This is a genomic window from Clostridium lapidicellarium (assembly GCF_041224415.1).
Classification (GTDB): Bacteria; Bacillota; Clostridia; order Clostridiales; family Clostridiaceae; genus Clostridium_B; species Clostridium_B lapidicellarium.
This window is the reverse complement of sequence record NZ_JBGFFE010000001.1, coordinates 326,155-340,676: the sequence shown is the minus strand read 5'-3', so window position 1 is coordinate 340,676 and position 14,522 is coordinate 326,155. Positions and strand designations below refer to the sequence as shown.

The window sequence follows — 14,522 nt, the reverse complement described above, 5'->3', positions numbered from 1 at the left end:
TCTGAGCTTTGAATTTTGGTTTTTATTTTAAAAATTTTTTCAAGACACCTTTCAGCTTCCCGGGGGAAAGTGGTTTTGAAATATAGTCATCCATGCCATTTTCGTCGTATATTTCCCTGTCTCCCGACATTCCGCAGGAAGTCATTGCCACTATAGGTATATGTTCCTGGCTGTAGGTTTCATTTTTCCTTATTATCTTTGAAGTTTCAAGCCCGTTTAATTCGGGCATCTGTACATCCATGAATATTAAATCCACATGAATGTCTTTTAAAAGTTTCAATGCCTGTTTTCCCGTGTAGGCGCATTTGTAGCTGTAATTTAGATTTTTTATCATATTGCAGGCTATTTTCATATTTATATCATTGTCTTCTACCAGGAGAATAGTCTTGTTTTTATTTTTTCCCGGATTGGGTGGAAAGTTGCTGGATTTTTCACTGAAATCAAGGAAAAACTCTGAGGTAAAATGAAATGTGCTTCCCTGGTTCTCCACGCTTTTGAACCATATATCACCGTTCATAATCTTTATCAGTTCTTTTGATATGGAAAGTCCAAGTCCCTTGCATGGGGAATTTTTGCTGTAGGATTCGTTTTTAATTCCGATGCCCGTATCTTTTATGGTAAATTTCAAGACTATTTTTTCGCTTACCTGGGATAATAGTTTGACTTTAAAGGATATTTTTCCGCTTTGTGTAAATTTGAGTGAGTTGTTGAACAGATTTATCAACACCTGTCTTAATTTCAATTCATCTCCGGCTATTTTATAAGGTATGAGAGAATCGATACAGTAGGTAAAACCTATATTTTTTTTCTCGCAGGCAAGTGAAACCTCCCGGACGAAAAAGTCTATCATATTTTTGAAATTGAATACTTTTATGGAAAGGTCGATATTGCCCGCTTCTATTTTGGATATATCTAAAATGTTGTTTACTATATCCAAAAGGTGCTTTGAAGAATTTTCTATTATTTCAATATAAGTCCTTTCGTCTTTTCCGATGTTCATCAATTCAAGCAGTTCTGTAGCTCCTATGATGCCGTTTAGTGGAGTTTTGATTTCATGACTTAGGTTGGCCAAAAATTGACTTTTGGCTTTATTTGCATTTTCCGTTTCCATTTTTGCATTTTTTACCTCCTGTCTGGCCTTATGAAGTTCGCGGCAGTTGGTTTTCAATTTTTCCTTTACGGTTAACAGTTCTTTATATAGGGAAGATAACTCTTCGTATTTATCTTTGTTTATTATAAATCTGTTCTGGCTTTTTCTGTTATTTGTTTTATCCATAAGTTTAAATTCCTCCCAAAATTATATTATATTTTTTCAATTAAAAATTTTTCCGCTTTATCCGGGGAAAGTGGTCTGCTGAAATAGTATCCCTGAATTATATTGCATCCAATTTCTGAAAGCAAGTTCAGCTGTTTCTTGGTTTCAACACCTTCGGCGATTATTTCATAATTCAATGATTTCGATAGATCAATCATGCATTTTATTATGGATTTATTTTTTTTATCATATATATTGTCAATAAATGACTTATCTATTTTTATTGTATTTATTGGCAGTGTGGTCAGGTAATTTAATGAAGAATAACCTTTCCCAAAATCATCTATGGAGATTTTGACTCCTGTTTTCAGAAGTTTGTTTATGGTTTCAATTTTATAATTGAATAGATCTATTAAAGTGCCCTCCGTTATTTCAATTTCCAGCAGGGAAGGGGGAATATTGTATTTTTCATATGTAGTTATGAATTTGTCTGCAAAATCATCTTTCTTTAACTGGATTGGGGAAACGTTTACCGAGATCTTTTTTAATATGTAGTTTTTTGAGCCCATTTCACAGATTGTCTTGCACACTGATTCCAGGACCCATTCTCCAATTTCTACAATATTTCCTGTCATTTCAGCTATGGGAATAAATTCAGAGGCGGGTACGAATCCGAGCCGCGAATTCTGCCATCTGAGCAGAGCTTCAAATCCTGTTATCTGATTTTTTGCAGTATTTACCTGGGGCTGGTATTGTATATAAAATTCTCTATTTTTTATCGCAGTTTTCAATTCCTCTTTGATATCATTTTTTCTGCGGTAGGAATTGAATATACTGCGCTGGAAAAAAGTGAATGTATTTTTCCCCTTAACCTTTGCCCGGTATAATGCTAGGTCGGCATATTTGTATAATTCGCTTATATCCCTGCTGTCTTTTGGAAATAGGGTGATTCCCATGCTTATTGTTACATGTATTTCATTGTTCTTGACTTCAAATGGATTTTTTAAATAGCAGAATATCTTCTCACATAACTTGAGCAGTTCATCAGGTGAATTGAATTTCTTAACCAATATCATGAATTCGTCTCCGCTTATACGGTACATTTTTCCAAAACCTTTTATACAGGCGACAATCAGCTGTGAAAAAATTATCAACAGCAGATCGCCGTAATCATGACCGAGAGTGTCATTTACCAGTTTGAAATTATCTATGTCTATGAACATCAATGCACCTTTTGAGGAATTGTTCAGGGCTGTTTTGAGGTCGTTTACAAATAAGAGTCTGTTTGGGAGATCTGTTAGGGAATCATAATATGCCAGGTGATTTATGTGTTTTTCCATTGCCTTTTTTTCCGTAACGTCTTTTATAGCTCCAGATATTGAGCTGATGTTTCCCTGCTGGTTTCTAAAAGCTTTTCCCCTTATGAATATGTATTTTACTTTTGCAGTATTGGTTGAAATTCTGAACTCACTTTTATACAGTGAAGCATTTCCGTTGAGGAAAAATATGAGATCATTTTTTGCACTTACCATATCGGCATTGACGGCAGTTTTCTGAATAAAATCAAAGGGATCCTCGAAATCACCCGCGATATTTTCAATTATACGATTAAAATTATTGGAAAAAAACAGTGTGTTATTTTCTATATTCCATTCCCAGAGCACTATATCTGCCCCTTTCAGAGCCCTTAAATAAATTTGTTCGTTTCCTTTATTATGACCATGCATGCTTAAACCTTCTTTCAGCTTGAATTTAAATGGATTTGCTTTTATCTGAAGGCAGTTCCTCAACAGATTTTAATTTTCTCTCTATAGTTCTGGATTTTCTTGAAGCTGTTTCTATAGTATTGCTGGCTTCCTGAAGTTTTTTCTGGGCTTTTTCAAGAATACCGCCAAATTTGGAAAATTGAGTTTTAACAGCACCTAAAAGTTCCCAGACTTCACTGGAACGTTTTTCGATTGCAAGAGTCCTAAATCCCATTTGAAGACTGTTTAAGAAGGCTGAAATTGTGGAAGGACCCGTTATTACGATCTTGTAGTCCCTCTGCAGTTTTTCCATGAGGCCGGCTTCTTTTACTACTTCTGAATAGAGGCTCTCTGTGGGCAGAAATATTATTCCGAAATCCGTGGTGTTTGGAGGATCTAAATACTTTTTATTGACATCCTGGGCTTCGGATTTTATTCTGGTAATAAGGGCTTTTTTCGATTGCTCAAATAGAGATTTGTCCCCTTTTTCTTCCGCGTCCAGTAATTTTTGATAATCCTCCTGGGGAAATTTTGAATCGATAGGCAGGTATATAAACTCTCTTTTCTCATCTTTAGATGGAATTTTAATGGCAAACTCCACTCTTTCACTGCTGCCTTTTTTTGTTGCAACATTTGTTTTATATTGTTCTTTTGTCAAAATATCATCCAATATGGAATTAAGTTGAATTTCTCCGAATATACCTCTTACCTTTATATTTGTAAGGGCTCTTTTTAAATCATCGACACCGTTTGCGAGGCTCCCTATTTCACCCAGCCTCTTGTAGAGTATTTCCAGCCTTTGACTTATGGATGAAAATGAGGTGCTGAGTTTCTTGTCAAGAGATTTGTTGAGTTTTTCATCCACCAAGCTTCTCATTTCATCCAGTTTTTTACTGTTCTCGTTTTGCAGTCCTAGAATTCGTGTTTCTATTGTTTCTCTCATTTTGTTAAGACTTTTTTCATTTGAATTTGTAAGTGATAAAAGCTGCTTTGAAAAACTGTCGAGCTGGTTTTTCTGTATATCGGAAATATTTTTAAGATTGTTCGAAAGCTCCATATTGCTCTCGGTTTTTAAAGAGCTGTTTTCCTGTCTGTTTCTCGAAAATTCATCTTTTATTGCAGAGCCCATATTTGTAAACAAATTTGATATATCTTTTGAATTGATATTATTGTTCCTCTTAACAAGCAGTGTAAATGTTAAAATTATATTTGCTATTATAAGTAATATAATGAAAATTTCCATAAAATCACTCCATTTGTCAGTCTACTGTATTAATTATAATATTGTTTTTTTAGAAAATAAATAGTTTAGTAGTATTGTATTGCAAATTTTGATAAAATTAATATATAAAGGGGTATTAGCCTGTTGGTTTATGTGATAAAATATCTTATATGAAAGAGAGAGGATTTTTATGGATGATAAAGAAAGCAGAATTGTAAATTTTAATGATATTAAAAATAAAGCCCGGGAAAAAGATGTTCAGAAATTTGAAGACTATGTGTATGGGCTTTCTTATGATATGTCTCAGGGAAGACTTTCTATGAGTGATTTTTATAAAAATATTCAAGAATATATGGAGAAAAACAACATATCTCAGGAAAAATTATTTAATATCCAGAAGGAACTTATGAAAAGATATGGATTTGACATGGAAGATGTGGCAAGGCAGATGAAAAGCATGGGCATTGATGTGCCTTCCATGGAAGACAGTAATAATTATGAAGACCTGAGGAAGAAGATGAGTTTTCAGGATAAATATAAAAGCAAAATGGGAAGCATGGTAATGGTTACCTATCATGTAAAAAGTTCCCTAAATGATTTGGATGTATTTATAAGTGATGAAAAACTTCTCTTGAAGAGCGGCGGGAAAATAGATCTTAAAGATCCTGAATTGAATGAATTCTTATGTTCTTATAAAAAAGTGGTGAAAAATAAAAAGCTTCAAGTATCTCTATGTGAAAATACAAAAACTTTTCAATATTGATTTCAGAGAAGGTGGTCCCTGTGGAAATATTTCCACAGGGACCACCTTGATTCTGGAATCTATAGTATGTCTTTCAACAAATTCATGTCTGTAATGGGTTTGCGGCAGGTGAAATTTTCACAGATGTATACGGTGGTTTTCCCCCTTATGGCCATGTAATTCTTGATGTAAGGAAATATATTTTCCAAATTCTCATTTAGATGGGAATACAAAATTGAAATGGAAAATGGATTATATTTTTTGTTTATCAGGGCCACTGCTCTTTTCGTGTCTTCAGTATTGCTGCCGACCGATAGAATAATTTGCCTGGTTGGATATTTGTAAAACAATAGTCCGCACAGTAAAAAGGAATATGACGAGGGGAAACTGTTTATCTCACCGGCAAAGTTTTTAAGTAGTTTTTCAATTTTATCCTTGAAGTCATATACCGGAGTTAAATGTGACAATCTAATCATATTCAGCAGGGCTGCAGAATTCCCGGAGGGAATTGCACCGTCATATATTTCTTTCGGCCTGGTGATCAGCTGTTCGCTGTCGCTGCTGTAGAGGAAGAAACCTCCGTCTTTTTCATCCCAGAAAAATCTTATGAGATCTTCATTTAACCCGAGAGCTTTTTCAAGGTATTCTGGATTGTAAGTCGATTCATACAGTTCTATAAGTCCCCAGATTAGGAAGGCATAGTCGTCCAGGTAACCGGCAGGGGAGGGTTTCCCCCTGCAGTAGCTTGCCAGCAGACGCCCGTCTTCTCCAGTTAGTTCCTTAAAAATGAAATCCACTGCTTTTTTTGCAGCTGCGGTATATTTTTTATTGTTCAAAACTCTTCCGGCTATAGACAGGGCTGCAATCATAAGTCCGTTCCAGGAAGTCAAAATTTTGTCGTCTTTAAATGGATGGACCCTATTTTTTCTTACTTCGAATAATTTTTTTCTGCAGTTTTTCATGGAGTTCAAGTCTCCATTTGGAATGGAAGAACCTACTAGATTGGGTATGCTTTTGCCTTTAAAATTGCCGGAAGGTGTTATGTTGAAATAGTAACAGAATTTATTGCCGTCTTTGTCTCCCAATATCTTTTTTATTTCCTCCGGAGACCATGTATAGAATTTGCCTTCCTCACCTTCGGAGTCCGCATCTTCTGCAGAATAAAAAACACCTTTATTTGAAGTCATGTCCCTTAAAACATAGGTGAGTATATCCTCTGCTGTTTCCGAATACCTTTTGTTTGATGTTATCTGGAAAGCTTCTGTATAGGCCATGGCCAGCAGTGCATTGTCATAGAGCATCTTTTCAAAATGCGGAACAATCCATTTTCTGTCCGTGGAATAGCGGCTGAATCCATATCCTACATGATCGTATATTCCGCCTCTTTGCATGCAGTCCAATGTTTTTTCCACCATTTCAAGGGAGGAGCTGTCTTTAGTTATGTAAAAATACCTCATGAGGAAAAAAAGATTATGGGGAATAGGAAATTTTGGAGAACTGCCAAATCCTCCGTACAGGCTGTCGAAACTGTGCTTTAATTCAGAAAAAGCCTCTTGTGATATGTCCTTTGAAATACCTCTTATGGGATTCTTATTTGATTTTGCTATTGAATTTATTATGGAGCCGCTTATCTCCGACAGCTGATTTCTATTGTCTTTCCAGGCTGAGGAAAGGTATTCGAGTATGCTTTTCAAGCCCAGAGATTCATCTATATCCTCATTTGGAAAATAAGTTCCGGCAAAAAAAGGTTTCTGATCCGGAGCCATTATTACTGTAAGAGGCCACCCGCCACTTCCTGTAAATGCTTGACAGACTTTCATATATACACTGTCTATATCGGGCCTTTCTTCTCTATCCACTTTTATGGAGACAAAATTATCGTTTAGTATTTTGGCCACATCTGAATCTTCGAAGCTTTCATGAGCCATAACGTGGCACCAGTGACACGTGTTTTTCATGAACCAATTCAGCTATACCCAATAGATAAAAAGACAGGCTTATCTTCTAACTTAGCCTTGTTAAATGCTTCATCTCCCCAGGGAAACCAGTCCACAGGATTATAGGCGTGTTGTAATAGATAAGGACTTTTCTCATTAATTAATCTATTGGGTATATTTGTTGAATTATTCATAACACCACCTCCTCTTTCTAAACTTGATTATAGTGTACCCTAAATAAAGTATAATATAACAGCCTCAAGCCTTTCGAATATAAAGATGTAAATTGGAGTGGACAGGCAACCCCCGGGGGTCATGAACAAATCGTGAACAAATACAGTGGGCAGAATCGGTGCCAGTTTGTAGAAATGAACTGGTGGCAAGGTTTATTTTGAGCGGAGTTTCAGCTGATGATTCGGAAATCGGAAATGAACCTGGATTTGTGTGAAATTAGGATTTACAGCTGCAAACTTTCATCAATTGTACATTGTCAATTGGCAATCGCATGTTCAGCTTCTAAGTCTATATCCTGCGCCCCAAACTGTTTCTATATATTGCGGATGTGATGGGTCAAACTCTATTTTTTCCCTTATTCTTCTTATATGTACTGTGACTGTGGCATTGTCTCCCATTGAGTCAAGTCCCCATATGTTTTCGAATAATTCTTCACGGCTGAAGACTATGTTGGGGTTTTGGGCCATGTAAAGAAGGAGATCAAATTCCTTTTGGGCCAGGAAAACTTCAGTTCCATTTACGAATACCTGCCTGGAGTCCTTTAATATTTCGAGCCCTCTTATGTTTAATTTGGAAAACTTTAAAGTGAATTTATTTTTTATCCGCTCATAGTTTTTAATGTGGGATTTTACTCTTGCAACCAGTTCGCTTGGGCTGAAAGGTTTTGTGATATAGTCATCCGCACCTAAAGTGAGACCCTTTATCTTGTCTATTTCCTCTTTTTTGGCGGAAACCAAAAGTACGGGAATGTCTTTTTTATCCTGTATGCTGCGCAGAATACTGTATCCGTCTATTTTGGGAAGCATTATGTCCAGAATTAAAAGATCAAATTCGAATTTTTTGAGTGTATTTAAGCCTTCCATGCCATCTGTACATATTGTAACTTCAAATCCTTCCAGTTCCAGGTAATCCCTTTGGAGTTCCGCTATGCTCAAATCATCTTCAATTATTAAAATTTTTTTCATAATTACCTCTCTTGTCCATAGTATTTGCAATTTTACCGAGGGATATTATTATGCTTGTACCATCGGTTCCATGGGAAATAGCCCATATTTTTCCATTATGACCTTCTACAATCTGTTTTGATATGGCAAGCCCCAGACCGCTTCCATCTATACTGTTTCTCGATGGGTCCTCCCTGTAAAATCTGTTGAAAATTTTATTTGCATTATTCTGGCTGATTCCGCAGCCATTGTCTCTTATTTCAATTATAATACTTAGATTGGTTTCTCTCAAAAATATAGTTATCTGTCCGCGGGTTTTGTCCATATATTTTTTTGAGTTGCCTATGATATTTAATATTACTCTCATAAATCTTTCTCTATCTATCATAACATATTTTGAATTTTTAAGATCATTTTCCAGTTTGATTTTTATGTTGGATTTTTCAAGCTCGGGTTCATTTTCTGAAATATAATAGTTGAAGTATTCTACAATATCTGTTTTTTCATAATTGAAGGGAATTTGTTTGAGATCTAGTTTGGAATATAAGAGCAGATCATCTATCATGGAGTTCATCTGCCCTGCTTTAGAATATATGGTTTTCAAATAGTGTTCCAGTTTTTGTGGAGTACTTGCCACTCCGTCCAAAATTCCCTGTACATAACCTTCTATAGAAGTTATGGGGGTCTTTAAATCATGGGATATGCTTGATAGGAGCATTTTCCTGTTTTCATCGTATTTCATCCTCATTCTCACAGAATCCCTGAGTTGTATTCGCATTTTTTCAAAATCAGCACAGAGTTCCCTTACCTCTCTGTCTCCGCTTTCCACAATTCTGAAATTCAGGTCACCCCGGCTTATTTCCGCCGTAGCTTTTTTTAAAAGGGTGATGGGTTCCAGTATCTTTTTGGAAAATATATAAGATATGATTACACTCATTGAAGCAAAACTGATAAGAAATGTAAGCAGTATGGTTATGATAAAATTTTTAAGAATATTCGATCTCACTGCAGATGGAACTAGAAATATAACTTTACCGGGAGTTCCGTCCCTGAATATCAAGGGGAATCTGTCAATTGAATAGTAAATATTATCTATCTGCAGATGATTTTTCAACTTTCTGTCCGATTCCCTCAAAGATTTTGCTATGTCGATTTTCTCCAGATCCTGTGAAGAAAATTCGACATTTCCGTTTTTGATTATTATAATTTTCCCGTTTACAGCGGAAAGTTTTTCAGTCAGATATTTTTGAAATTCCCGATCTCCCTTTATACTTTTGGTACCTGATTTTGCTATATCGTTGGTTACATCTAACAATTCCGATTTTACGATGGAAACTTTTTTGAAATCATTGTAAGTTATATTGGTGTTGAAAAATTTTGAGGAAACAAATATAAATATCAGGGCAACTATACCTGTAACCATGAGTGGAACTATTATTGTCAGGTTATTGTAGATGATAAGGCGTTTTTTTATATCCATTTTTATTCCTTTCATTATGTTAGAAATCTTTATTGTCAAATATGTAGTATCCAGCTGTATACAATATTATAGCATAGCTTAACATCATCATGAATTCCCGAAAAATTTTTAAAAGAGGAATATTGTCCATGATCCACAGATTATACCATCCGAACATGGATGTAAAGAAAATTCCAGAATAAGCAGGAAAGAAGATTTCCATTGATTTGAAGGCAATGAATACAAGTATCGACAGAAAGAATACTGCTATTCCATTTTTAAATATATTTGCAAGCAGGACAATCACAAGACATAGAATTACCATGGGAAAAAGGGTCACTATATAGGAAATTGTTATTTTAAATATGTCTGAAAGATTGAAGGAATTTGAATTAAATATAAGGCCCGATATTATGGAAAATATCATGGACAACACCAGTATGGAGAATATGAATATGCATATGGATGCTATTTTCGCCGAATACAGTTTCAATCTGGTAATGGGTCTTGTCAGGGTTATTTTCATGGTGTTTTGAGAAAATTCACCGCAGAAGCTATCTATAGTCACGAGTGCTACAAAAAGAGGAAGCAGGATGTTTATAATTATGGAAAGAATGAGCAGGGGAAATTCACTGCTGGAAACTCCCTGTACGCCAAAATTATTTCTTACAAGTGATATGAAAATCTGCCCGAATACGATAAAGATCAGGGAAAGTACGACTGCTGCCGCAGCTTTTTTCTTTTTATATAATTTTTCAATTTCGTTTATCAAAGCTTGTTTAAATTCTATCATTTCTCTCTACCTCACTGATAAAATAATTTTCAAGGGAAGCATAGCTGTTCAATATGTTTTCTGTACTGTCTACATTGATAACTCTGCCGTTGTATAGTATTCCAACATGTTTGCAGGTCAATTCAATGTCATGAATAAGGTGGCTTGAAATGAAGAAGGTGGTTCCCTCATTTTCTGCCAGGTTCTTGATGATATTTCGTACGTTTATCATTCCCTCCACATCCATGCCGTTTAAGGGTTCATCTAAAATTACGACTCGGGGCTTTGACAGGAGTGAGGATGCAATTCCGAGTCTCTGTTTCATTCCGAGGGAAAATCTTGCGGGTTTTTCATCCTTGTATTTCAGGAGCCCTACAGCGTCTAGAATTTCCATAATTCTGCCGGTATCCACATCTTTATAATATCTTGAAAATTGTCTTAAGTTTTCAAAAGCTGTTAAATATGGATAGGCTTCTGCGGTTTCAATGATGCATCCCACATTGTAGATTGCCTTTTCAAATTCTGTCAAAATACTGTGACCTAGTATCTTCACATCACCTCGATCCGGTTTCATGAGGCCTGTCATTATCTTCATGGCCGTGGTTTTCCCGGCACCGTTCGGTCCCAGAAAGCCGAATATATCCCCGCTTGAGATGTCAAGATTTATATTGTCTATACCTCTCCCGTTTTTATATGTCTTGCATAAGTTTTTTATTTCAATAGCGTTTTCCATTTATACACCTCTTTTTTTGGAAGATCTTCGGATGACACCGAAAATCTTCACCATAAAAATTGTTACTTGAATACTTTATTGTACTGGGAATCGTAATTTGTAAGGGCATTCCCATCTATGCTGAATTGTATGCCTGCATAGTTTGGGTTGAGATGTAAATTGCCTTTTACAGGTTCTTTTGAATCTGCAGCTGCAGTTATCTCTGCATTGAAATCATCACCGCCATTTTTTTGCTTGTCAAAATTGCCGCTGAAATTCAATTTCTGATTTTCGTCTTCATAGCCGCTTGTATATTTTGATTCATAAGTTCCGCTTACAGTATTGGTGTCTATTTTTTCGATAGTTATTGTACCTTCGCCGATTTTTATGAATTCCCCATTTTTTTCAATTACTATATTCTGAGTATATGTCCCAAGGTATTTTTCGGGATTTGATAATTTATTTACTTCAGAGGATTTGGCGGTTTGTACTATTGTCTTTTTACCTGAGAGATCAGGCTTTTTAATTGTAGTTGAATCTATATTGCTTGTTTTAAGCAGCAGTTCAAAAGTTAAATTGTGGTTTTGTCCATTTTTGTCAGTGCCTGAAATTATTCCCGAGCCGAGTACGGTTCTTATTAAGCCATTTTTGTCAACAGAAGCAGTTCCCCTGACATTTTTTACAAATATATTATTTGTAAGTTCGGGAACGTTGATTGTGTCGCCGGATCTTCTAATATCTTCGGCAAATGAATTTTTGAATTGAAGGGATACCAGTGCATTTATTAGCGACGGGATCTGAGTGCTGTTTAGGGAACCGGAAATTTCCCTTGAACCGTCCTGCTTTACGTTTACTGAAACAGAATCTTTGAGATTTCCAACAATGGCATCTGCTATCTTTTCAATATCTGAAGCCCTGTCTTCATCGAAGGGATTCGTCATACTCCAGTTTGTGCCGTCTGTATAATTGGTTACATAATAGGAGGGGGAGTCTTTGGGTTTATTTATTACACTGTTCCTGTCCATATAATAATAATTTTCAGCTTTTTTTGAGCCGCTGTAAACTGTACTTATATCCTCCTTTGATTTATTTGACAGATCGTATCTGGATATATTGTCACCGGAATATACTGTACTGGTACCGTCCTTTACGGCAAAGGACATATCTACAGTATAGCTTGAAAGTCCGCTGGTGCAGGCTTTTGCAGTGTATTTCACAGAATCCTTGAGCTGGTCATAGCCGCTTTTGGATGTAACTTCGGCAAAAGCTGTAGTGGCAAACATTACTATTCCTATGGTAAAACTTATTACCACAGCTGTTTTTTTACCTGGTTTCATTTTTACATCTCCCTGTATTTTATTTGGAAGTACCTCCTTATTATATTTTAAAATACATATCTCTATTTTATATAAACTAATTATAAACAAAACCTAAACTCTTTAACTGACCAAAAACGATATTTGTATTATAATAAAATCATTGGATTATAAAAGAAAGAAGTGATAGATGTGGAAAATAAAATTGTACAGGGTAAATCTACAGGAGAGTGGGAAAGGCAGTTTCCTGTAATAAGTGACATTGTATCTACAAAAGAAGTTTTTTGGGCGAACCCGAAGGTAAGAAAATTTTCAAGTGCCATGAAGAATATTTCGCTTGGCGAGAAGGATGTGAAGGATGCTGAAAAAAGGCTGAAAAGATTTGCGCCTTATATTATGAAGGTTTTTCCTGAGACACAGAAAACCGGGGGAATTATAGAATCTCCTACTGCAAAAATACCTTTCATGCAGAGAAAAATTGAAGCAATGTTTGACGAAAAACTGCCGGGACAGATGATACTGAAATGCGATAATGAGCTTGCCATTTCAGGTTCCATCAAGGCCAGAGGAGGTATTTATGAGGTACTGAAGCATGCAGAAGATCTGGCAGTTAAAAATAATCTGCTGAAGGAAAATGACGATTACTCTGTTATCGACAGCAGCGAATTCAGGAAGCTTTTTTCAAAGTATTCCATTGCAGTGGCGTCAACGGGAAATTTAGGCCTCAGTATAGGCATCATGAGTGCAAAACTGGGATTTAAGGTATATGTACATATGTCTGCAGATGCAAGACAGTGGAAAAAGGATCTTTTAAGGAGCAAAGGTGTGACGGTAGTAGAATATAAGGAGGATTACAGCAGAGCAATAGTGGAAGCAAGGAGACAGTCCCTTCAGGATCCAGACATGTATTTTGTGGACGATGAGAATTCTACCGATCTGTTTCTTGGGTACGCCGTAGCGGCTTACAGGTTAAAAAATCAGCTGGAAGAGATGAATATTGCAGTTGATGAAAATCACCCGCTGTTTGTTTATCTTCCCTGCGGAGTAGGGGGAGGACCTGGGGGAGTTGCCTTCGGACTTAAATTGGTTTTCAAAGACAATGTGCATTGCTTTTTCGCAGAGCCAACTCATTCGCCCTGCATGCTCCTCGGGCTTGTAACAGGCCTTCACGACAAAGTATGTGTCCAGGATTTTGGAATTGATGGAATCACCGAGGCAGATGGGCTTGCTGTTGGAAGGGCGTCCAAATTTGTGGGGAAGACTATGGAAGAACTGATAAGCGGCTGTTATACAGTAAAGGATGAAAAACTTTATATGCTTTTAAGCACACTTATAGATTCGGAAAATATTTCATTGGAACCCTCGGCTCTGGCAGGAGTACTGGGTTCGGTTCAATTACTTAAAAGTAAAGCTGGCAAAAAATATATAAAAGATAATAATCTGAAAGACAAAATGGAAAATTCCTGCCACATTGCCTGGGCCACGGGAGGAAGTATGGTTCCGGAGGAAGTAATGAAATCCTATTATAGAAAAGGCAGGGATATCCTCCATAGAAGATTCCCTGACAGATAACCTGAAATAAATATCTTGTTTTACCTGATACTTTCAATTTTGACATAATACTGTCCCTGGGGTGATTTTACAGGGACACTGTCACCTGTTTCATGTTTGTATATTGCAGAGCCCAGGGGGGATTCTATACTTATCCTGTTATTCATGGGATCTGCTTCTATGGTAGTTACTATTTCAAATTTTTCGGCTTTTTCTTCCCCTGAAAATTTCAGACATACTGTTTTACCGATTCCAACCTGATTTTTTGAGGTCGTATCTTTTATGAGCTTTGAAGTTCTTATCATTTTTTCGAGATAGCGTATTCTGCTTTCATTGTGGGCCCTGTCTCTTTTGGCGGCCTTGTATTCGAAATTTTCACTCAGATCCCCCTGGGCTCTGGCTTCTTTTAAGCTTTCATTTATATTGTGTCTTACTACTACTTTTCTATGTTCAATTTCCACTTTTAGTTTGTCTATAGCTTCTTTGGTAAGATAATTGTACACAGTTTTAAACACCACCTGAATTTATTGATTGTTTTATATAGATAATAACATTTCTATAATGGTATTTCCATTGTGCTTTATAAATTTTGATGGTATTTTATTATTGTAATTCAAAAATTATGATGAAAGA

The 14,522-nt window shown here is 36.1% G+C and carries 13 protein-coding genes; 2 read left to right on the top strand and 11 right to left on the bottom strand.

The window, feature by feature from the left end:
• Window positions 1-22 precede the first annotated feature (22 nt).
• Genes AB8S09_RS01780 through AB8S09_RS01770 form a run of 3 tightly spaced genes read right to left on the bottom strand, consistent with a single transcriptional unit; the run spans window position 23 to window position 4,243 of the window.
• The gene (locus AB8S09_RS01780) at window positions 23-1,276 is read right to left on the bottom strand and encodes a response regulator (RefSeq protein ID WP_294181502.1); all 1,254 of its coding nucleotides are present in this window, start codon (window positions 1,274-1,276) and stop codon (window positions 23-25) included.
• A 26-nt stretch (window positions 1,277-1,302) separates the two neighbouring features.
• A complete protein-coding gene (locus tag AB8S09_RS01775) occupies window positions 1,303-2,982 on the bottom strand; it encodes a sensor domain-containing protein (RefSeq protein WP_369868359.1) in 1,680 nt (559 codons plus the stop codon).
• Between the two features lie 25 nt (window positions 2,983-3,007).
• Window positions 3,008-4,243, bottom strand: coding sequence for a DNA recombination protein RmuC (locus tag AB8S09_RS01770; RefSeq protein ID WP_294181498.1), 1,236 nt, complete (start codon window positions 4,241-4,243; stop codon window positions 3,008-3,010).
• Window positions 4,244-4,412: 169 nt separating this feature from the next.
• Here AB8S09_RS01770 and AB8S09_RS01765 point away from each other — a divergent pair, with 169 nt between their 5' ends.
• Window positions 4,413-4,985, top strand: coding sequence for a DUF3867 domain-containing protein (locus tag AB8S09_RS01765; protein ID WP_294181496.1), 573 nt, complete (start codon window positions 4,413-4,415; stop codon window positions 4,983-4,985).
• Between the two features lie 59 nt (window positions 4,986-5,044).
• On the opposite strand, the gene AB8S09_RS01760 is transcribed toward AB8S09_RS01765, so the two are convergent.
• The 7 genes from AB8S09_RS01760 to AB8S09_RS01730 all read right to left on the bottom strand — a co-directional run bounded on the left by AB8S09_RS01760 (window position 5,045) and on the right by AB8S09_RS01730 (window position 12,359).
• Entirely contained in the window at window positions 5,045-6,922 is a 1,878-nt protein-coding gene (locus AB8S09_RS01760; RefSeq protein WP_367112677.1) for a thioredoxin domain-containing protein, read from the bottom strand.
• An 8-nt stretch (window positions 6,923-6,930) separates the two neighbouring features.
• Entirely contained in the window at window positions 6,931-7,095 is a 165-nt protein-coding gene (locus AB8S09_RS01755) for a DUF255 domain-containing protein (protein ID WP_367112676.1), read from the bottom strand.
• Between the two features lie 315 nt (window positions 7,096-7,410).
• Window positions 7,411-8,100 (bottom strand): response regulator transcription factor, encoded by a 690-nt coding sequence (locus AB8S09_RS01750; RefSeq protein ID WP_294181494.1) that lies wholly within the window; start codon window positions 8,098-8,100, stop codon window positions 7,411-7,413.
• Window positions 8,078-9,559 (bottom strand): sensor histidine kinase, encoded by a 1,482-nt coding sequence (locus AB8S09_RS01745; protein ID WP_294181607.1) that lies wholly within the window; start codon window positions 9,557-9,559, stop codon window positions 8,078-8,080. Before AB8S09_RS01745 ends, AB8S09_RS01750 begins: the two co-directional genes overlap by 23 nt.
• Window positions 9,560-9,578: 19 nt before the next feature.
• The gene (locus AB8S09_RS01740) at window positions 9,579-10,331 is read right to left on the bottom strand and encodes an ABC transporter permease (RefSeq protein WP_294181492.1); all 753 of its coding nucleotides are present in this window, start codon (window positions 10,329-10,331) and stop codon (window positions 9,579-9,581) included.
• Window positions 10,318-11,043 carry an ABC transporter ATP-binding protein gene (locus tag AB8S09_RS01735; RefSeq protein WP_294181489.1) on the bottom strand — a complete coding sequence of 242 codons (726 nt, stop codon included), beginning with the start codon at window positions 11,041-11,043 and terminating at the stop codon, window positions 10,318-10,320. Before AB8S09_RS01735 ends, AB8S09_RS01740 begins: the two co-directional genes overlap by 14 nt.
• A 62-nt stretch (window positions 11,044-11,105) precedes the next feature.
• Complete coding sequence (locus AB8S09_RS01730) at window positions 11,106-12,359, bottom strand: hypothetical protein (protein ID WP_294181487.1); 1,254 nt, start codon at window positions 12,357-12,359, stop codon at window positions 11,106-11,108.
• A gap of 171 nt (window positions 12,360-12,530) precedes the next feature.
• On the opposite strand from AB8S09_RS01730, the gene dsdA reads away from it, so the two are divergent.
• Window positions 12,531-13,910 (top strand): D-serine ammonia-lyase, encoded by a 1,380-nt coding sequence (gene dsdA / locus AB8S09_RS01725; RefSeq protein WP_294181485.1) that lies wholly within the window; start codon window positions 12,531-12,533, stop codon window positions 13,908-13,910.
• 20 nt (window positions 13,911-13,930) lie between these two features.
• On the opposite strand, the gene greA is transcribed toward dsdA, so the two are convergent.
• On the bottom strand, window positions 13,931-14,392 hold the full coding sequence (gene greA / locus AB8S09_RS01720; protein ID WP_294181483.1) for a transcription elongation factor GreA: 462 nt from the start codon (window positions 14,390-14,392) through the stop codon (window positions 13,931-13,933).
• Between the last annotated feature and the right edge of the window lie 130 nt (window positions 14,393-14,522).